Annotated in this window: 13 protein-coding genes and 1 pseudogene; 10 read left to right on the top strand and 4 right to left on the bottom strand. The window is 58.6% G+C overall.

All coding sequences use genetic code 11. The features are described 5' to 3' along the window. Positions 1 to 252 precede the first annotated feature (252 nt). Positions 253 to 1,287, top strand: coding sequence for a class 1 fructose-bisphosphatase (gene fbp, locus ACTG2J_RS12165; RefSeq protein ID WP_005336993.1), 1,035 nt, complete (start codon positions 253 to 255; stop codon positions 1,285 to 1,287). Between the two features lie 240 nt (positions 1,288 to 1,527). On the opposite strand, the gene mfd is transcribed toward fbp, so the two are convergent. Further along, positions 1,528 to 4,995: a transcription-repair coupling factor gene (mfd, locus tag ACTG2J_RS12160; RefSeq protein WP_439997912.1), complete on the bottom strand. Its 3,468-nt coding sequence runs from the start codon at positions 4,993 to 4,995 to the stop codon at positions 1,528 to 1,530. A 55-nt stretch (positions 4,996 to 5,050) separates the two neighbouring features. Continuing rightward, complete coding sequence (locus ACTG2J_RS12155; protein WP_113739392.1) at positions 5,051 to 5,626, bottom strand: PilZ domain-containing protein; 576 nt, start codon at positions 5,624 to 5,626, stop codon at positions 5,051 to 5,053. A 76-nt stretch (positions 5,627 to 5,702) separates the two neighbouring features. Here ACTG2J_RS12155 and ACTG2J_RS12150 point away from each other — a divergent pair, with 76 nt between their 5' ends. The 3 genes from ACTG2J_RS12150 to lolE all read left to right on the top strand — a co-directional run bounded on the left by ACTG2J_RS12150 (position 5,703) and on the right by lolE (position 8,975). Continuing rightward, complete coding sequence (locus ACTG2J_RS12150) at positions 5,703 to 6,938, top strand: lipoprotein-releasing ABC transporter permease subunit (RefSeq protein ID WP_005345085.1); 1,236 nt, start codon at positions 5,703 to 5,705, stop codon at positions 6,936 to 6,938. A gap of 97 nt (positions 6,939 to 7,035) precedes the next feature. Next, complete coding sequence (lolD, locus tag ACTG2J_RS12145) at positions 7,036 to 7,734, top strand: lipoprotein-releasing ABC transporter ATP-binding protein LolD (RefSeq protein WP_005336988.1); 699 nt, start codon at positions 7,036 to 7,038, stop codon at positions 7,732 to 7,734. Beyond that, positions 7,734 to 8,975 carry a lipoprotein-releasing ABC transporter permease subunit LolE gene (gene lolE, locus ACTG2J_RS12140; RefSeq protein WP_439988569.1) on the top strand — a complete coding sequence of 414 codons (1,242 nt, stop codon included), beginning with the start codon at positions 7,734 to 7,736 and terminating at the stop codon, positions 8,973 to 8,975. The genes lolD and lolE overlap by 1 nt, the downstream gene beginning before the upstream one ends. An 87-nt stretch (positions 8,976 to 9,062) precedes the next feature. Here lolE and yfbR read toward each other — a convergent pair whose 3' ends face one another. Beyond that, positions 9,063 to 9,653, bottom strand: a complete 591-nt coding sequence (gene yfbR / locus ACTG2J_RS12135) for a 5'-deoxynucleotidase (protein WP_047436789.1) — start codon at positions 9,651 to 9,653, stop codon at positions 9,063 to 9,065. A gap of 92 nt (positions 9,654 to 9,745) precedes the next feature. Then, on the bottom strand, positions 9,746 to 10,180 hold the full coding sequence (locus ACTG2J_RS12130; RefSeq protein WP_076495751.1) for a YccF domain-containing protein: 435 nt from the start codon (positions 10,178 to 10,180) through the stop codon (positions 9,746 to 9,748). 442 nt (positions 10,181 to 10,622) lie between these two features. Here ACTG2J_RS12130 and tig point away from each other — a divergent pair, with 442 nt between their 5' ends. The 6 genes and pseudogenes from tig (at position 10,623) to ppiD (ending at position 19,059) form a co-directional block, all read left to right on the top strand. Next, a complete protein-coding gene (gene tig / locus ACTG2J_RS12125; RefSeq protein WP_005336981.1) occupies positions 10,623 to 11,933 on the top strand; it encodes a trigger factor in 1,311 nt (436 codons plus the stop codon). An 86-nt stretch (positions 11,934 to 12,019) separates the two neighbouring features. After that, positions 12,020 to 12,643: an ATP-dependent Clp endopeptidase proteolytic subunit ClpP gene (gene clpP, locus ACTG2J_RS12120; RefSeq protein ID WP_005336979.1), complete on the top strand. Its 624-nt coding sequence runs from the start codon at positions 12,020 to 12,022 to the stop codon at positions 12,641 to 12,643. Between the two features lie 70 nt (positions 12,644 to 12,713). Continuing rightward, positions 12,714 to 13,988, top strand: a complete 1,275-nt coding sequence (gene clpX / locus ACTG2J_RS12115; RefSeq protein WP_005336977.1) for an ATP-dependent protease ATP-binding subunit ClpX — start codon at positions 12,714 to 12,716, stop codon at positions 13,986 to 13,988. A 141-nt stretch (positions 13,989 to 14,129) separates the two neighbouring features. Further along, positions 14,130 to 16,484 (top strand): endopeptidase La, encoded by a 2,355-nt coding sequence (gene lon, locus ACTG2J_RS12110; protein ID WP_005336976.1) that lies wholly within the window; start codon positions 14,130 to 14,132, stop codon positions 16,482 to 16,484. 240 nt (positions 16,485 to 16,724) lie between these two features. After that, positions 16,725 to 16,997 (top strand): nucleoid-associated protein HU-beta, encoded by a 273-nt coding sequence (hupB, locus tag ACTG2J_RS12105; RefSeq protein ID WP_005315375.1) that lies wholly within the window; start codon positions 16,725 to 16,727, stop codon positions 16,995 to 16,997. A 150-nt stretch (positions 16,998 to 17,147) separates the two neighbouring features. After that, positions 17,148 to 19,059 (top strand): annotated as a pseudogene (gene ppiD / locus ACTG2J_RS12100) (peptidylprolyl isomerase). Positions 19,060 to 19,157: the final 98 nt, after the last annotated feature.

Raw genomic sequence — 19,157 nt, 5'->3', positions numbered from 1 at the left:
AACTCATGGCTTGCAGCAGGTTATTGCCACGAATTAAGGGGCCGAAAGTTATCGAATGAAACCGAATAAAACGCGTTTTTTACCATAACGTTAGGCGAGATAGCCTATTTAATAGGCCGCTTAATTCGCTGCAAAAACAAAAAACAGACGTTACATTAGGTTACAAATCAAGGCCGCCGGTGATCGGCATTTTTTTTTGCTGACGCCTGCAAACGTTTTCAATGCCAACGGATGCGATCTAAAGGAACAAAAATGCGAAACATGATCACCATGGGTGAGTTCATCGTCAAAAAGCAGGCGGATTATCCTACCGCGACCGGCGAGCTGACCTCGTTGCTCAGCTCGATCCGCCTTGCTGCCAAGGTGGTGAACCGGGAGATCAACAAGGCGGGACTGGCGGATATCATCGGTTCCATGGGCGCTGAAAACGTACAGGGCGAGGTGCAGCAGAAGCTGGATGTTTATGCCAACGAACGCTTCAAGGCGGCGCTGGAAGCGCGCGGCGAGGTGTGCGGCATGGCTTCGGAAGAGGAAGAGGACTTCGTCGCCTTTGACTCGCCGCTCTCCAAAAACTCCAAGTATGTGGTGCTGATCGACCCGCTCGATGGCTCCTCCAATATCGACGTCAACGTCTCGGTCGGGACCATCTTCTCCATCTACCGCCGTTTGAGCCCGCAGGGTTCGCCGGTGACGCTGGAGGACTTCCTGCAACCGGGCAACCGTCAGGTCGCCGCCGGTTATGTGGTCTACGGCTCCTCCACCATGCTGGTCTACACCACCGGTTTTGGCGTCAACGGCTTTACCTACGATCCCTCTATCGGCTGCTTCTGCCTCTCCCACGAGAACATCCGCATTCCGGAAGAGGGCAAGATCTACTCCATCAACGAGGGCAACTACATCAAGTTCCCGGACGGGGTGAAGAAGTACCTCAAATATTGCCAGGAGCGTGATGAGGCGACCCACAGACCCTACACCTCCCGCTATATCGGATCCCTGGTCTCCGATTTCCATCGCAACCTGCTCAAGGGTGGTATCTACATCTATCCGTCCGGCACCAACTCGCCAAACGGCAAGCTGCGCCTGCTCTATGAGTGCAACCCGATGGCGTTTCTGGTGGAGCAGGCTGGTGGCAAGGCCTCCGATGGTTTTGGCCGCATCATGGATATCCAGCCCACCGCGCTGCACCAGCGTACCCCTTACTTTGTTGGCTCGACCAAGATGGTGGAGCGCGCCGAGGCCTTTATGCGCGAGTTCTCCGCCCATGAGGATCCAGCCAACCAGGGCTGATCGTCAGAGGTGTAGGTTGGTGCTGAGCGCAGCGAAGCCCAACATTTACCGATGCGATTCCCTCTCCCCCAGGGATAGGGCAGGGTGAGGGGAATGGTTTTCACTGCCCCCCCTCATCCCCGACCCTTCTCCCACAAGGGGAGACGCTAGTCACCAGCCAACATAAACAAAACGGGAGCCAATGTGGCTCCCGTTTTAGTTGGCATTATCTCTCTGGCTCGCCGCCAGCGTTGCAGAGACTCACAGGCTGTTGTTGGCCAGATCAGCCAGCAAACCATCCACCAGTTTCAGGCGCATGGCGCGATCCTGGGTCGGCACCTGGAAGCGCAGCCGGGTCGGCCCGTCCATCTTGTAGACCCTTGGCTGGCTGGAGAGCAGCTTGACCAGATAGGCCGGATTGACCTTGGTCTCCTGGGTGAAGTCCAGATAGCCGCCGCGCTCGCTCATCTCCACCCGGCGAATGCCAAGGGCGGTGGCGCGCTGGCGGAAAGCGGCCAGCTCCAGCAGGGTTTTGGTTGCCTCCGGCAAGAGGCCGAAGCGGTCGATCAGCTCCACTTTCAGCTCGCGCAGCTCCTGCTCGTCCGCCGCACTGGCGATCCGCTTGTACATGGAGAGGCGCATGTTGACGTCCGGAATATAGTCATCCGGCAGCAGTGCAGGCAGGCGCAGCTCCACCTCGGTGTGCTGGCTGATCAGCTGCTCCAGCGACGGCTCCTTGCCATTTTTCAGCGCCTCGACCGCCTGCTCCAGCATCTCCATATAGAGGGTGAAGCCCACCGATTCAATCTGGCCGCTCTGATCGTCGCCGAGCAGTTCGCCTGCGCCACGGATCTCCAGATCGTGGGTCGCCAGCGCAAAACCGGCGCCGAGATCTTCAAGCGAGGCGATCGCCTCCAGCCGCTTGGCCGCATCCTTGGTCATCAGCTTGGGATGGGGGGTGAGCAGGTAGGCATAGGCCTGATGGTGGGAGCGGCCAACCCGGCCCCGCAGCTGGTGCAGCTGGGCCAGACCCAGGTGATCCGCCCGATCCATGATGATGGTGTTGGCGCTCGGTACGTCGATACCGGTCTCGATAATGGTGGTGCAGACCAGCAGGTTAAAGCGCTGGTGGTAGAAGTCGGACATGATCCGCTCAAGGTCGCGCTCGCGCATCTGGCCGTGGGCGATGCCGATGCGGGCCTCTGGCACCAGCTCCGCCAGGTCGGCTGCGCACTTCTCGATGCTCTCGACATCGTTGTGCAGATAGTAAACCTGACCGCCACGCTTGAGTTCCCGCAGTACCGCTTCGCGCACCACCGCCGGTTCGTGCTGGCGCACGAAGGTCTTGATGGCGAGCCGCTTGGCGGGTGGGGTGGCGATGATGGAGAGATCCCGCATGCCCGACATCGCCATATTGAGGGTGCGCGGAATAGGGGTGGCGGTGAGAGTGAGGATATCCACATCGGCTCGCAGTGCCTTGATCTTCTCCTTCTGGCGCACCCCGAATCTGTGCTCCTCATCGACGATGAGCAGTCCCAGATCCTTGAAGGTGAGTTCGGAGCTGAGCAGCTTGTGGGTGCCGATGATGATATCCACCTTGCCCTCCGCCAATTCCTTCATCACAGCGCTCTGCTCCTTGGCTGAGCGGAAGCGGCTCAGCACCTCGACCCGCACCGGCCAGTTGGCAAAGCGATCGCGGAAGTTGTCGTAGTGCTGTTGCGCCAGCAGGGTGGTGGGCACCAGCACGGCGACCTGCTTGCCGCCGTGGACGGCCACAAATGCCGCCCGCATCGCCACCTCGGTCTTGCCGAAACCCACGTCGCCGCACACCAGTCTGTCCATGCTCTTGGCCTGACACATGTCCCCCAGCACCGCATTGATGGCGTTGAGCTGATCGTCGGTCTCCTCGAACGGGAAGCTGGCGGCAAACTGGCGATAGGCCTCTTTGTCCTGCTTGAAGGCAAACCCGGCGCGAGCGGCGCGGTGGGCATAGACATCGAGCAGCTCGGCTGCCACGTCGCGCACCTTCTCCGCCGCCTTGCGCCGCGCCTTGCTCCAGGCTTCACCGCCGAGCTTGTGGCTGGGCGGGTTATCAGAACCGGTGTAGCGGCTGATAAGGTGCAAACTGGTAACCGGCACGAACAGCTTGTCGCCGCCGGCATATTCGAGGGTCAAAAACTCGGTGGGCAGACCACCGGCGTCGATGGTTTCGAGCCCCAGATAGCGGCCGACCCCGTGATCCAGATGGACCACCGGCTGGCCCTGGGTCAGCTCGCCCAGGTTTCTGATCACTGCATCGGAGCTTAAGTTTTTGCTCTTCTCCCGCGCTCGCTTGCTGCGCACCTTGCCGCCCAGCAGCTCGGTCTCGGTGATCAGCGCCAGTGGATCCTGACCGACCTCCTGCCACAGGAAGCCACGCTCAAGGGGTGCAACCAGCAAGCCGTGTCGAACCGGGCTCGCCATAAAGGCGTCAAGGGAGGGGAACTCCTTGGGTTGCAGCGAGATACGCGCCAGCAGATCGCCGAGCACCTCCCGTCGCCCTTCGGATTCCACCGCAAACAGGGTGCGCCCGGCAAAGCCTTGCAGGAACTGGTTGAGCGCCAGCAAGGGTTGCTCCTTGCTGTGATCGAGTTGCAGGTCGGGCAGCGCCTCGATGGGCAGATCGTGCTGACCTGCATCACCGGCGGTAGCGGCCTCTTGCAGCCGCACCGCGCCATATTGGCCCAGAGAGGCAAAGAGCTGCTCCACCGGCAGATAGAGCTGGGCCGGTGGCAGCAGTGGGCGGGTGTTGTCCCAGCGTCTGTCTTCATAGCGCTGGCCGATGTCGTTCCAGAAGCGCTGGGCGGCGGGGTAGATGTCCCCCACAGTGAGCAGCAGTGTATCTTCCGGCAGGTAGTCAAACAGGCTGGCTGTCTGGTTGAAGAAGAGCGGCAGATAATACTCGATGCCGGCGGGCCAGCGTCCCTTGCTCACCTCCTGATAGACGGAACCCTCGGCCCGCGACAGCTCGAACTGCTCGCGGAACTGGCCGCGAAACAGCTCGATGGCCGCCTCGTCGGTAGGGTATTCCCGGGCGGGCAGCAGGCTGACTGTCTTGACCGGTTCGCTGGAACGCTGGGTCTCGGGATCGAATGGGCGGATGGAGTCCACTTCATCATCGAAGAAGTCGATGCGATAGGGGCTGTTGCTGCCCATCGGGAAGAGATCGAGCAGGGAGCCGCGAGCGGCAAATTCGCCATGTTCCAACACCTGATCCACCGCCACGTAACCCGCCTCGGCCAGCCGCCCGCGCAGCTGTTGCAGGTTGAGGCGCTGACCGGCCTTCACCATCAGGCTGTATTTGTCGAGATAGACCTGGGGGGCGCAGCGCAACATCAGGGTGGAGATGGGGACAATCAGCACCCCCTTGCTCATCTGCGGCAGCTTGTAGAGAGTCTCGAGCCGCTGGGAGATGATGTCCTGATGGGGGGAAAAGGTGTCGTAGGGCAGGGTCTCCCAATCGGGGAACAGCAATACGGGGACGGACTGATCGGCTTGCTGCTTGCCTGCCAGCAAATACTGCAGCTCCTGTTCCAGGCGCAGGGCGCTCGGGGTATCTGCGGTGATAAGCAGTACTGGCCCCTTGGCTTCACTGGTGAGACGGGCTGCAATCAGCGAGAGGCTGCTGCCGACCAGCTGGCCGAGCGTGATCTTTTGGCCCGCTTTGGCGGGCAAGGCGGGGAGTGTCATTGGCATGATTCGATTCTTTTAACGTTGACGTTATCTATCGCGACGTTCGCTCTGGTTAGCGCTGACGTTCTTGGGCGCGCAGCTTGAGCTGCTTCGATTGCACGTGGAGGCTGGCACGAACCAGCAGTTCACGGTCATCTTCGCGGATCCGCACATAGTCGAGCTGCACATGGGTACCATGTTCACCGCCGTCGAGCTGTTTGACCTGGCCATAGCAGTAGATGGCGGCCGCCTCTTCCCGCAGGAAGAGCTTGAGACGCACGATCTGGTGCAGGTGCGGCGCATCCCCGTGACCATGATAGGGGTGCAGGTAGGTGAGTTGACCAGCCCCGAAGCGTAGGGTGTGAAAGCGCTGCTCCGGATGGTCCTGCAGGGAGAGCACATAGCCCATGATCATGTCGATCTTGCGGGACTGTTGATTGACGATCTCGATCAGATCGTGCATCGACTCGTTTTGGTTGCGCAGCAGGCGAGTGGTCACCAGATCGATGGAGGTAATGGCCGAAGAGATCCGAAAGGGCTCCGGCAGCTCAGCGTCCAGCTCCTCCAGCGAGGGGAGGTGGAAGTCGGCCGGCATGGGGATCACATTGACCGGCATGGCATGAGTGACGCTGAAGAACTGTTCCTGCATGGAGGCTATCCCTTGTTGTCATGGACGGTTTCCCTTTATTATCCGGTATCTTATTTTGTTGGCAACGTACATATCCTTGAAGACCGGACTTTTTCAGCCCCTTTCGCTGGCCATCGGCCTGCGTTATGCAGGCTCGAAGCGCAGCAATCGCTTCGTCTCATTTATCTCCCTGTTCTCTACCTTTGGCATCGCCATCGGGGTTGCCGCCCTGATGGTGGTCATTTCGGTAATGAACGGTTTCGAAGGGCAGCTCAAAGGGCGCATCCTCGGGGTGATCCCCCATGTGGTGGTGACCAATCAGGCTGGCCGCATTGATGCCGACCCGCAAGGCTTGCCGGATCTGGCCAAATTACCCCATGTGGTCGCCTCGGCCCCCATGCTCGACAGCGAAGGGATGCTGCAAAGCCCCGGCCAGCTGACCGGGGTGAGCGTGCAGGGGATTGACCCTGCGAAGTGGCCCAAGGATGACATCCTCCACAGCCAGATGCTGGGGGGGCGCCTCGATACCCTGCAGGCGGGTCACTACCGCATCGTGCTGGGGCAGGGGGTGGCACGTCGCCTCAATGTCTCCATCGGCGATCAGGTTCGCCTGATCCTGACCGAAGGGACCCGCTTCACTCCGTTTGGTCGGGTACCGGCCCAGCGCCTCTTTACCGTCTCCGGCATCTTCGGGGTCGGCGCCGATGTGGATAACCAGATTGCGCTGATCGCCCTGGGGGATGCCCAGCGGCTGCTGCGCCTGCCGCCAGAAACCGTCGGTGGCATTCGCCTCTGGCTCGATGATCCCTTTGCGGCCGACGAGGTGATCAAGACGCCGCTGCCGGATGGGCTGCTGTGGCAGGATTGGCGCCGCGAGCGGGGCGAGCTGTTCCAGGCGGTCGCCATGGAAAAACGGATGATGGGGCTGATGCTGGTGCTGATCATCGCCGTCGCCACCTTCAACATCCTCTCTGCGCTGGTGATGGTGGTGACGGACAAGGAGGGCGAAGTGGCCATCCTGCGCACCATGGGTATGAGTGAATCAGGGATCGTTAAAATCTTCATGGTGCTCGGCGCCTCCAGTGGTGTAATTGGTGCCCTGTTTGGCGGACTGGCGGGCCTTGCGCTCTCCCTGGGTCTCAACCCTCTGCTCAATGCAGTGGGGCTCAACCTCTATATGGCGGCTGGCGGCAGTGGCTTGCCGGTGATTGTCGAGCCGGCTCAGGTCATCACCATCTTGCTGGGCGCCGTGCTGCTGAGCTTCAGTGCCACCCTTTATCCGGCGGCCCGCGCCGCACGGGTGAAACCGGCCGAGGCGCTGCGTTATGAGTAATGCCGTGAATAATACATCTTCTGTTGTTACCTCCGGTGCGAGTACCGGCGTTGTTACTGGTGCCTCTGTGGTCACTGGCGTAAGTGGAGCCCCTGTTATGAATGAAGCCGTATCCCGTGAACCTCTGCTGCGCTGCCAGGCGCTCAACCATGTCTATAAAGAGGGGGAGCTGGAGACTCAGGTGCTCAAGGGGATCGATCTCTGCGTCGCGCCCGGTGAAATGCTGGCGGTGGTGGGGAGCTCGGGCTCCGGCAAGACCACTCTGCTGCATCTGATGGGGGCGCTGGACAACCCCTCCAGTGGCGCTGTGCTGTTCAAGGGGGAGGATATTCACCATTGGGACAGCCGTACCCAGGCCCGTTTTCGCAACCGCGAGCTGGGCTTTGTCTACCAGTTCCACCACCTGCTCTCCGAGTTCAGTGCGCTGGAAAATGCGGCCATGCCGCTGCTGATCGCCGGTGAGTCGGTGGCGGTTGCCACCGAAAAGGCAACCAAGATGCTGGGGCGGGTGGGGCTCTCCCATCGCTTGAACCACCGTCCCTCCGAGCTTTCTGGTGGCGAACGTCAGCGGGTGGCGATCGCCCGAGCACTGGTCAACGAACCGAGTCTGGTGCTGGCGGATGAACCTACCGGCAATCTGGATCACGCCAGTGCCACCGCGGTGTACGAACTGCTGTGTGAACTGAATCGTGAACTGGGCACTGCGTTTGTGGTAGTGACTCACGACTTGAGCCTCGCGGCCAAGCTCCATCGCCGGGTGACCCTGGTGAGCGGCGTGATGGCGGAGGTTGCCTGATGTTCAAACCGCTGCCCCTCTTTCTGGGCCTGCGTTACAGCCGCTCCCGCCGTCGCAACGGGTTTATCGCCTTTATCTCTGCCTCTTCCCTGATCGGTATTGCCCTCGGGGTGATGGCGCTGATCCTGGGCCTCTCTGCTATGAACGGTTTCGAGCGGGAGCTTAAAGATCGGGTGCTCTCGGTCGTGCCGCAAGGTGAGCTGGACGCCGTCGAGCGGCCGCTGCCGGATTGGCCACGTCTGCGTGACTATCTGCTGGCCCAGCCGGGCGTTGAGGCGGCCGCGCCGGTCATTCGCCTCAATGGCCTGCTGGAGCATGGCTCTGCCCTCAAGGGGGTGCAACTGCGCGCTGTGTTACCCGATCTGGAAGCCAATCTGTCTGATGCCGGCAAATACATGACGGGCCGTGGTCTGCGTGAGCTGCAACCGGGTGAACGTGGGGTGATCCTTGGCAAGACCATCGCCGACAAACTGGGCGTCAAGGTGGGGGATTCTGTTGCCCTGCTGCTGCCGCAAGGGGGCGATCAGGCGGGGATCAAGAATCCCCGCCGCGAAGCCCTGACCGTGGTGGGGCTGCTGGAGATCGGCGGTCAGCTCGACGGCCTGCTCGGCTTTATGCATCTGGCCGATGCACAAGGGATCACCGGCATGGGCAGTGATGTGGAGGGTTTCAGCCTGCGGGTGAGCGATGTGCTCAAGGCGCAATCCATCACCGTAGCCGCCGCACAGCAGTTCCCTCATCACGTCTATATCCGCAGCTGGATGAACAGCCAGGGCTACCTCTATCAGGACATCCAGATGGTGCGTACCGTCATGTATGTGGTGATGCTGATGGTGGTGGCCGTCGCCTGCTTCAACATCGTCTCCACCTTGGTGATGGCGGTGAACGAGAAGCGCAGCGAGATCGCCATCCTGAAGACCATGGGGGCGAGCCCCGGTCAGATCCGGCTTACCTTCGTCATTCAGGGGATGGTCAACGGCGTGGCCGGTGCCCTGCTTGGTGCCCTGCTGGGCGGGCTGCTTTCGAGCAAGCTGACCCAGATCCTGGGTGTCATCGAGAAGCTTATTGGCCACCGCTTCCTCAATCCGGATATCTACTTCATCGACTTCTTGCCGACCGAGTTGCATATGCAGGATCTGCTTATCGTGACGGGCGCTGCCATCCTGATGAGCCTGGTGGCGACCCTCTATCCCGCCTGGCGGGCGAGCGGTCTGGTGCCATCTCGCGAGCTGGGTCACTGATGCGTTGCATCTAATGCGCAATAAAGAACGAAGGGCCCGCTGGTGCAAACCGGCGGGCCCTTCTGTTTTCAGGTCATGTAGACTGGCTTAGTGAGCGTTAAGCTCATCGAGTGGCAGGGAGAAGCTGGCTACGAAGGTGTCGATAAAGTAGCGCATCTCATCGCTCATCCGGGCTGCCAGCATGGCTTCAAGGCGCTTGCGAGCCGGTTCGAACTCCCGGTTGCCCGCGTTGATCTCCTCCAGACACTTGGTATAGGCGCAGAGGGTGTCGGCATCCTTGACCAGCCTGGCCAGCTCGTCATCCTGGGCTGCCGAATCGAGCAGGGGGCGAAAATCCTCCACCAGCTCCGGCGGCAGCATGCCAAGCAGACGCTGCTCGGCGGCCAGCTCTATCTTTTTGTACTCGCGGGCGATCTCGGGATTGAAGTATTTGACCGGGGTGGGCAGATCGCCGGTCAGAACCTCGCTGCTGTCGTGATAGAGGGCCATCACGGCGGCACGGTCGGCATTCACGCTGCCGCCAAAAAGCCGGTTTTTGATGATGCCGAGGGCATGGGCCACCATGGCCACCTGCAGGCTGTGCTCGGCGATGTTTTCCGGCTGGATGTTGCGCATCAGGGGCCAGCGGTAGATGAGTTTCATGCGGGCGAGATTGGCGAAAAAGTGGCTGGGTAACATGATGGCCTCAACAAAAGAGAATAGAAAAGGGCAGACCCTAGTCTGCCCTTTTTTTCGTTGCAGGGCAGCGTCTGCCCGCGCATTTCCCGTGTTTAGCGGATATAGCGGCCCGATTCCGCCTCCTGGTTGGTCACAATCATCTGGCCGATAGGAGCCAGGCTGATCAGCGCCAGCTTGAGGTGCTGGATACCGAACGGGATACCGATAATGGTCACGAAGCAGGCCAGCGCGGAAGCGATGTGGCCGATGGCCAGCCAGACGCCGATCAGCACGAACCAGAGGATGTTGCCAATCAGCCCCAGAGTGCCGGTGCCGATATCGCTCTGGCCGGTCATGGTCTTGCGATTAACGGCCTGCTTGCCAAACGGGAAGAAGGTAAAGGTGCCGATGACGAAGCAGGCACGTCCCCAGGGGATGCCGACCAGCGAGATAAAGCAGATAAGACCGGCCAGCCACCAGGCCAGGCCCATAAAGACACCTCCCAGTACAAACCAGAGCAGATTGAACAAGAAGCGGAAAAAGGCCATGTGAGTGACTCCAGATCATCAATTTGGTTGCCACCATAACGAGGGAGGGATAGGGACGCAATGGTTGATTGGTCCAATCGCCATTTGGCTGGTCAAATTGAGTCGCCGCCCGCAACGGTGGGCTGTTTTTCGGCGAAAGATGGGTAATAAAGCGGCGTTCGGATGAAATAAAGGTGAGCAAACGCAAAATTATTGCCATCGGATAGTTGAAGTCGGGCACCTCTCTCCCCATATAAAGGGCAGTTTTGCACGAATTGTGCTTGCACGCCGCTCAATGTGGGGGATGTGTAGCTCGACTCGACCAAAGTGCGCCGCTATAATGCCGCGTCATATTTTCTCATCACAAAGACATATCGTTGTCTTTATAAACAGGAAGACTCCGGGCTTTGCCCAGGGGCAATAAAGGGTCAGCACACAGTGCTGAGTTGAACGAGGTAGAAGAATGCAAGTTTCTGTAGAGACAACCCAGGGTCTGGAACGCCGTCTTACCATCACTGTACCGGCCGCTACCGTAGACGCCGCTGTGCGTAAAGAATTGAATGGCCTGGCCAAAACTCGTCGCATCGACGGTTTCCGTCCTGGCAAGGCTCCGGTTGCCATCATCAAGAAGATGTTCGGCGCCATGGCTCACGCCCGCGTTGCTGATGAAATGATGCAGAGCAACTTCATCAAAGCCATCATCGAAAACAAACTGAGCCCGGCCGGTGCCCCGACCATGGATCCGAAAGAGATCAAAGAAGGTCAGGATTTCGAATTCACCGCCACTTTCGAAGTGTATCCGGAGTTCGAAGTTGCAGGTCTCGAGACCATCAAGGTCGAGAAGCCGGTTGCGACCGTGAAGGATGAAGATCTGGCCAACATGATCGACACCCTGCGCAAGCAGCACGCTACTTGGGCTGATGCCGATGTTGCCGCTGCCAATGGCATGCGTGTGACCATGGACTTCGTCGGTTCCATTGACGGTGAAGAGTTCGACGGCGGCAAAGCTGAAGGCTTCAACCTGGTGCTGGGCGCTGGCCGTATGATCCCGGGCTTCGAAGACGCCATCATGGGCAAGAAAGCAGGCGACGAGTTCACCATCGAAGTGACCTTCCCGGCTGACTACCACGCTGAAAACCTGAAAGGCAAAGAAGCCAAGTTCGCTTCCAAGCTGATCAAGGTTGAAGAGCAGATCCTGCCTGAGCTGACCGAAGAGTTCGTGAAGCGTTTCGGTATCGAAAGCGGTTCTGTTGAAGAGCTGAAAGCCGAAGTGCGCAAGAACATGGAGCGCGAACTGGCTCAAGCCCTGAAAAACAGCGTGAAAGAGCAGGTTCTGAACGGTCTGGTTGAAGCCAACCAAATCGACCTGCCGAAAGCTGCCGTTGCTCAAGAGATCGACGCACTGCGTCAGCAGGCTCTGCAGCGCTTCGGTGGCTTCCAGGGCGGCAACGCTCCCGAGCTGCCGGCTGAACTGTTCCAGGCTCAAGCCGAGCGTCGTGTACGCGTAGGTCTGCTGCTGGGCGACGTGATCCGTACCAACGAGATCAAGGCTGACGATGCCCGTGTAAACAGCATCATCGAGTCCATGGCCACTGCCTACGAAGATCCGAAGGAAGTGATCGAGTACTACCAGAAGAACGAACAGATGCTGAACGGCGTTCGTAACCTGGCAGTAGAAGATCAAGCTATCGACCTGATCCTGTCCAAAGCGCAAGTGACCGAAAAAGAAGTTGCCTTTGACGAAGTGATCAACAAGTCTGGCGCCGCTGCCTAAGAACATTTGACTTAAGGTCAAGACTGTTAAGTATAATGGCTCGTGTGATCTCCACTCGGGCCATTTTATTTTAGGGACAATGCCTTATGTACAAGAACTATAACGATATGACCGATTCTCCCAGCAATGCGCTGGTCCCCATCGTGGTCGAACAGACTGCCAAGGGTGAACGTTCCTACGATATTTACTCCCGTCTGCTGAAAGAGCGGGTGATCTTCCTGACTGGTCAGGTTGAAGATCACATGGCCAATCTGGTGGTTGCCCAGCTGCTGTTCCTCGAGTCCGAGAATCCGGACAAGGACATCTATATCTACATCAACTCGCCGGGTGGTTCGGTGACTGCGGGCATGTCCATCTATGACACCATGCAGTTCATCAAGCCGGATGTCAGCACCGTCTGCATGGGGCAGGCCTGCTCCATGGGTGCCTTCCTGCTGGCCGGTGGCGCCAAGGGCAAGCGTTTCTGCCTGCCTAACGCCCGTGTGATGATCCACCAGCCGCTGGGTGGCTTCCAGGGTCAGGCATCTGATATCCAGATCCACGCCCAGGAGATCCTGAAGATCAAAAATACCCTGAACGAGCGCCTGGCCTTCCACACCGGTCAGGACATGGCTACCATCGAGCGTGATACTGATCGTGACAACTTCATGTCCGCCGAGCAGGCCGTGGCCTATGGCCTGGTAGACGGTGTCCTGAGCCAGCGTAGCTGAGCAGGGTGTCCCGGTCTGTTGTAAACTCAACAGGCCGATCCATCCTCTATTGATAAAACGAGGTTGCTGAATGACAGAGAAACGCAAGGGTGAGGGTGATAAGCTGCTCTACTGCTCTTTTTGCGGCAAAAGCCAGCATGAAGTGCGCAAGCTGATCGCTGGCCCTTCCGTCTACATATGTGATGAGTGCGTCGAGCTGTGCAACGACATCATCCGCGAAGAGATCCGCGAGATCTCGCCCAAGCGCGATGGTAACGAGCTGCCGACCCCTCATCAGATCCGCGCTCATCTCGATGACTATGTGATCGGGCAGGAGTACGCCAAGAAGGTGTTGGCCGTTGCCGTCTACAACCACTACAAGCGTCTGCGCAACAGCGGCGAAAACAGTGGTGTGGAGCTCGGCAAATCCAACATCCTGCTGATTGGCCCGACCGGTAGCGGCAAGACCCTGCTGGCCGAGACTCTGGCTCGTCTGCTGGATGTGCCGTTCACCATGGCCGATGCGACCACCCTGACCGAAGCCGGTTATGTGGGCGAGGACGTGGAGAACATCATCCAGAAGCTGCTGCAAAAGTGCGACTACGACGTAGAGAAGGCCCAGCGTGGCATCGTCTACATCGACGAGATCGACAAGATCTCCCGCAAGTCAGACAACCCTTCCATTACCCGTGATGTCTCCGGGGAAGGGGTGCAGCAGGCACTGCTCAAGCTAATCGAAGGGACCATCGCTTCCGTGCCGCCGCAAGGTGGTCGCAAGCATCCGCAGCAGGAGTTCTTGCAGGTTGATACCTCCAAGATCCTCTTCATCTGTGGCGGTGCCTTTGCCGGTCTGGACAAGGTGATCGAGCAGCGTTCCGTGAAGGGAACCGGTATCGGTTTTGGCGCCGAGGTGAAATCCAAGGATGCCAAGGCCACCCTGAGCGAGACCTTCGCCAAGGTAGAGCCGGAAGATCTGATCAAGTATGGTCTGATCCCCGAGTTCATCGGCCGCCTGCCGGTGGTCGCGACCCTGACCGAGCTGGACGAGTCTGCCCTTATCCAGATCCTGAAAGAGCCGAAAAACGCGCTGACCAAACAGTACGCTGCGTTGTTCGACCTAGAAGGGGTTGAGCTGGAGTTCCGTGACGATGCGCTCAACGCCATTGCCCGCAAGGCGATGGAGCGTAAAACCGGTGCCCGTGGTCTGCGTTCCATCGTGGAAGCCGTGCTGCTGGATACCATGTATGACCTGCCTTCTCTGGAAGGGGTCAGCAAGGTGGTGATCGACGAGACAGTGATCAAAGGGGACTCTGCGCCCTTGATGATCTACGAAAATCCCGAAACCCAGGCTGCTGCATCAGAGTAAATGTCTGATTTTTAATCAAATGGAAGGGGCTTTTTGCCCCTTTCATGCTTTTTACGGTTTCGGCGATTGAATCTCATCTCAGCGCCCCCATATACTCAGCCAAGCGCTTTGCCAACGGTATAACAAGCCGAGAGGACATATATGAACCTAGAGCGTTCAGAACGCATCGAGATTCCCGTCCTGCCTCTTCGTGACGTGGTGGTTTATCCCCACATGGTCATTCCACTCTTTGTGGGGCGGGAAAAATCTATTCGCTGTCTGGAAGCGGCCATGGAGCAGGACAAGAAAGTTCTGCTGGTGGCCCAGAAGGATGCGTCAACCGATGAGCCAACGGTGGAGGAGATCTTCACCGTCGGGACAGTGGCCAATATTCTGCAGATGCTCAAGCTGCCGGACGGCACCGTCAAGGTGCTGGTAGAGGGTGGGCAGCGTGCCCGCCTGGAGCGGATGATCGACGACAAGGATTTCTTTGTCTGCGAGGCCCAGTACATCCCCTCCCAAGCCATTGAGGAGAAGGATCAGGAAGTGCTGGTTCGCTCCGCCATCGGTCAGTTTGAAGGCTATATCAAGCTCAACAAGAAGATCCCGCCCGAGGTACTGACCTCGATCTCGGCGATCGACGATGCAGCGCGTCTGGCTGACACCATGGCGGCCCACATGCCGCTCAAGCTGGAAGACAAGCAGAAGGTGCTGGAGATCGTCTCGGTTTCCGAGCGCATCGAATTCCTGATGGCGATGATGGAGTCGGAAATTGACCTGCTGCAGGTCGAGAAGCGCATCCGTACTCGCGTCAAGAAGCAGATGGAAAAGAGTCAGCGCGAGTATTACCTCAACGAGCAGATGAAGGCCATCCAGAAAGAGCTGGGTGAGCTGGAAGATAGCCCGGATGAGTTTGAAGCCCTCAATCGCAAGATTGAAGAGGCTGGCATGCCGGAAGATGCCCGTGAAAAGGCCCAGGCCGAGCTTGCCAAGCTGAAGATGATGTCTCCCATGTCCGCCGAGGCTACCGTGGTTCGCAGCTATGTGGACTGGATGGTACAGGTGCCGTGGAAGGCGCGCTCCAAGGTCAAGAAAGACCTTGGCAAGGCGCAAGAGGTGCTGGATGCCGATCACTATGGCCTCGAGAAGGTCAAGGATCGCATCCTCGAATATCTGGCGGTACAGGCACGGGTGAACAAGCTCAAGGGCCCTATCCTCTGTCTGGTTGGGCCTCCCGGTGTAGGCAAGACCTCGCTGGGCCAATCCATCGCCAAGGCGACAGGCCGCAAATATGTGCGGATGGCCCTCGGTGGGGTGCGTGACGAAGCGGAGATCCGCGGTCACCGCCGTACCTATATCGGTTCCATGCCCGGCAAGCTCATCCAGAAGATGGCGAAAGTCGGTGTGAAGAACCCGCTGTTCCTGCTCGACGAGATCGACAAGATGAGCTCGGATATGCGCGGCGATCCCGCATCCGCCTTGCTGGAAGTGCTTGATCCGGAACAGAACAACAGCTTCAACGATCACTACCTGGAAGTGGATTATGACCTGTCGGACGTGATGTTCGTGGCCACCTCCAACTCCATGAATATCCCGGGCCCCTTGCTGGACCGGATGGAAGTTATCCGTCTCTCCGGTTACACCGAAGATGAGAAGCTCAACATTGCCAAGCAGCATCTGGTTGCCAAGCAGATCCAGCGCAACGGCCTGAAAGAGTCCGAGATCACCATCGAAGATTCTGCCCTGGTCGGAGTGATCCGTTACTACACCCGCGAGGCGGGGGTGCGGAGTCTGGAGCGCGAGATCTCCAAGATTTGTCGCAAGGCGGTTAAGCGTATCCTGCTGGACAAGAGTATCAAGCATGTTCAGGTCAATCAGGAGAACCTCAAGGAGTTCCTCGGGGTGCAGCGTTTCGATTACGGCAAGGCCACCGACCAGAACCAGGTGGGTCAGGTGTGTGGTCTGGCGTGGACCGAAGTGGGGGGCGATCTGCTCACCATCGAGACCACCAACATGCCGGGCAAGGGCAAGCTCACTTATACCGGTTCTCTCGGTGACGTGATGCAGGAGTCCATCCAGGCGGCCATGACGGTCGTACGGGCTCGTGCCGAGAAGCTGCGCATCAATGCCGACTTCTACGAGAAGCGCGATATCCACGTGCACGTACCGGAAGGGGCTACCCCGAAAGATGGTCCGAGCGCCGGTATCGCCATGTGTACCGCCTTGGTCTCCAGCTTGACCGGTAATCCGGTTCGTGCTGATGTGGCGATGACAGGGGAGATCACCTTGCGCGGCGAAGTGCTGCCCATCGGTGGTCTCAAGGAGAAGTTGCTGGCAGCCCACCGTGGCGGCATCAAGCGAGTGCTTATTCCGAAAGAGAACGAGCGTGACCTTGAGGAGATCCCGGCAAACGTCAAACAAGACCTTGAAATTTACCCGGTTCGCTGGATTGACGAGGTGCTGGAACTGGCGTTGCAGGACAATCCACAGGGGTTTGAGCGCGTTTCTGTCGTGTAAATGTTGATGCGCCGCAAATTTGGCGCATTCGGCGGGTGGTTAAGGCTTGCATGCGCCCGATAACGGAAGTAGCCTTGACCACCGTTCGGGTACTCGTGATGAGTCGCAATGCGTTGTGTGGCGCGGGTTTGCGCCAGATTGTCACTTGCAACTGATCAGGAGGCTTGCTATAAAACCTCCACTTGTTGTGGCCAGGGAAATCAGCGCCGCAGCGGTGTTTGATAAAAGGGGAATATAAGAGTGAATAAATCTCAACTGATTGACAAGATTGCAGACGGTGCCGATATCTCCAAAGCTGCCGCTGGCCGTGCGTTGGATGCCTTCATTGATGCTGTTGGTGAAGCGCTGAAAGAGGGTGACCAGGTTGCTCTGGTTGGTTTCGGTACTTTCGCTGTACGCGAGCGTGCTGCCCGTTCAGGCCGTAACCCGCAGACTGGCGCGACCATCGAAATCGCTGCTGGTAAAGTTCCTGCCTTCAAAGCCGGTAAGGCCCTGAAAGACGCTGTTAACTAAGTCGGTCGCTGATATCCGTCGGCTACCGTCCTTGGTCGCAGACCAGACAAGTTAGAGAGTCTTCTCTCATACTGATTGACCAAGGCGCATCGCAATCGGTGCGCCTTTTTATTGTTTACGCCCATCGAGTTCGGGAGCATAAGTACAAACATGATGTTGGATAAACTACGCGAAGGGGCGCAGGGCAAGGTAGCCAAGGTTATCTTGGGCCTGATCATCCTCTCCTTTGCCTTGGCTGGTGTAGGTAGTTACCTGAACGGCCCCGCCCGTACCGCCCCCGCCACCGTCAATGGCACCGAGATCAGTGCTGCGGCACTGGAAAATGCCTACCGTAACGAGCGCGCCCGCATGGAATCCCAGATGGGAGAGGCATTCAGCCAGCTGGCCGCGAACCCCGATTACATGAAACAGTTCCGTCGCGGTGTGCTGGATCGGCTGATCGATCAGGCTCTGCTGGACAGCAAGGCCCGTGAACTGGGTCTGCGCATCAGCGATGAACAGATCAAGCAAGCCATCGTGGTCATGCCGGAGTTTGCCGAGAACGGCAAGTTCAACAATGATCGCTATCTGCAGCTGATCCGCCGTGCCGGCATGACTCCCGAAATGTTCCGTGACTCCCTGCGTCAGGACATGGTGCGTCAACAGTTGATGAGCGCTCTGCTGGGCACCGAATTCTCCCTCAAGGGCGAAGCGGAGCAGCTCGACAAGCTCTACAACCAGACTCGCGATCTGCGTCTGGTGCGTCTGGCTGCCGCCAACTACATGGCTGATGTTCAGGTCTCCGACAACGAGCTCGAGCAGTACTACAAGACCAATGGCGCCCGTTTCATGAACGATGAGCAGGTCAAGGTCGACTATCTGCTGCTGGACGCTGCCAACCTCGCCAAGGATATCAAGGTCACCGAGCAGGATGCCCAGGATTACTACGACCAGCATCAGGACTTGTTCCAGCGTGCCGAGCGTCGCCACGTGGCTCACATCCTTATCCCGTTTGGCAAGGATGAGAAAGCGGCCGAGCAGAAAGCAGAAGCCGTGCTGGCCAAAGCCAAGGCGGGCGATGATTTCGCTGCGCTGGCCAAGGCTGACTCTTCCGATACCTTCTCTGCCAAAAAAGGCGGCGAGCTGGACTGGTTTGAGAAAGGGGTGATGGATCCGGCCTTCGAGAAAGCCGCGTTCGCCTTGGACAAGGCTGGCGATCTCCGGCGTGGTGAAGAGCCCGTTCGGTTTCCACATCATCAAGCTGCTGGGGGTTGAAGCAGCCCAGACCAAGCCGTTTGCCGATGTGAAAGAAGAGACCATCACTCGTCTGCAAGCTGACAAGGCCAAGGAGAAGTTCTTCGCCGAGCAGCAGAAGATGGCTGACAACAGCTTCGAAAACCCGGACTCGCTGGATCTGACCGCTGATGCCATGGGGATGAAGGTTCAATCTTCCGATTTCTTCACCCAGGCGACTGCTCCGGCTCCGCTGAACGATCCCAAGGTGCTCTCAGTTGCGTTCTCCGAACAGCTGCGCGATGACAACACCAACTCCGACGTGATCGAGCTGGCTGACGGCAAGGCGCTGGTGCTGCACATCACGGGTCACAAGCCCAAAGCGGTCAAGCCGCTGGCCGAGGTGAAAGAGCAGGTGATTGCCGCCATCAAGCATGACAAGGCTAGCGAAGTGGCCCGTGGCAAGGCCCAGGGCCTGCTGGACAAGCTGAAAGTCGGTGAGAGCATCACCGCCGATCTGACTGCACTCGGTCTGAAAGTGGAGACCCACAAAGGGGTTGCCCGCTTCGATCGCGAGCTGGATCAGAACCTGATTGCTCAGGCGTTCACGCTGCCCCATCCGATCGACGGCAAGCCGAGTGTGGCTCTGGTTGCCGAGACCAATGGTGACCGCGTTGTGGTTGCGCTGGACAAGGTCAACGTCCCTGCCGCCGCATCCGGTATGGCTGCCATGCTGCAAGCTCAGCTGGGTCAGGGCAAAGCCCAGGTGGATTACAAGTCTCTGATCGACGAGCTGCGTAAAGCGGCCAAGATCGAGTACTTCACCAGTGTGGAAGCGACCGTCGAGTAATAGGCACTGCACAACCCATTGAAAACGGCTCCTTGATGGAGCCGTTTTTTTTTATCTGTGGGCAAGAGGAGGAGACTCAAGTTCTGTGCTCTGTTCTG

The sequence above is a fragment of the Aeromonas sp. 6P genome (assembly GCF_051919525.1).
Classification (GTDB): Bacteria; Pseudomonadota; Gammaproteobacteria; order Enterobacterales; family Aeromonadaceae; genus Aeromonas; species Aeromonas veronii.
This window is presented reverse-complemented; position numbering and strand designations above follow the sequence as displayed.

Excerpts from the sequence above, each read along its gene's own strand:
- mfd (WP_439997912.1), bottom strand. The coding sequence starts at position 4,995 with ATGACACTCCCCGCCTTGCCCGCCAAAGCGGGCCAAAAGATCACGCTC.
- ACTG2J_RS12130 (WP_076495751.1), bottom strand. The coding sequence starts at position 10,180 with ATGGCCTTTTTCCGCTTCTTGTTCAATCTGCTCTGGTTTGTACTGGGA.
- clpP (WP_005336979.1), top strand. The coding sequence starts at position 12,020 with ATGTACAAGAACTATAACGATATGACCGATTCTCCCAGCAATGCGCTG.
- lon (WP_005336976.1), top strand. The coding sequence starts at position 14,130 with ATGAACCTAGAGCGTTCAGAACGCATCGAGATTCCCGTCCTGCCTCTT.
- lolD (WP_005336988.1), top strand. The coding sequence starts at position 7,036 with ATGAATGAAGCCGTATCCCGTGAACCTCTGCTGCGCTGCCAGGCGCTC.
- clpX (WP_005336977.1), top strand. The coding sequence starts at position 12,714 with ATGACAGAGAAACGCAAGGGTGAGGGTGATAAGCTGCTCTACTGCTCT.
- ACTG2J_RS12155 (WP_113739392.1), bottom strand. The coding sequence starts at position 5,626 with ATGCAGGAACAGTTCTTCAGCGTCACTCATGCCATGCCGGTCAATGTG.
- tig (WP_005336981.1), top strand. The coding sequence starts at position 10,623 with ATGCAAGTTTCTGTAGAGACAACCCAGGGTCTGGAACGCCGTCTTACC.
- fbp (WP_005336993.1), top strand. The coding sequence starts at position 253 with ATGCGAAACATGATCACCATGGGTGAGTTCATCGTCAAAAAGCAGGCG.
- yfbR (WP_047436789.1), bottom strand. The coding sequence starts at position 9,653 with ATGTTACCCAGCCACTTTTTCGCCAATCTCGCCCGCATGAAACTCATC.
- lolE (WP_439988569.1), top strand. The coding sequence starts at position 7,734 with ATGTTCAAACCGCTGCCCCTCTTTCTGGGCCTGCGTTACAGCCGCTCC.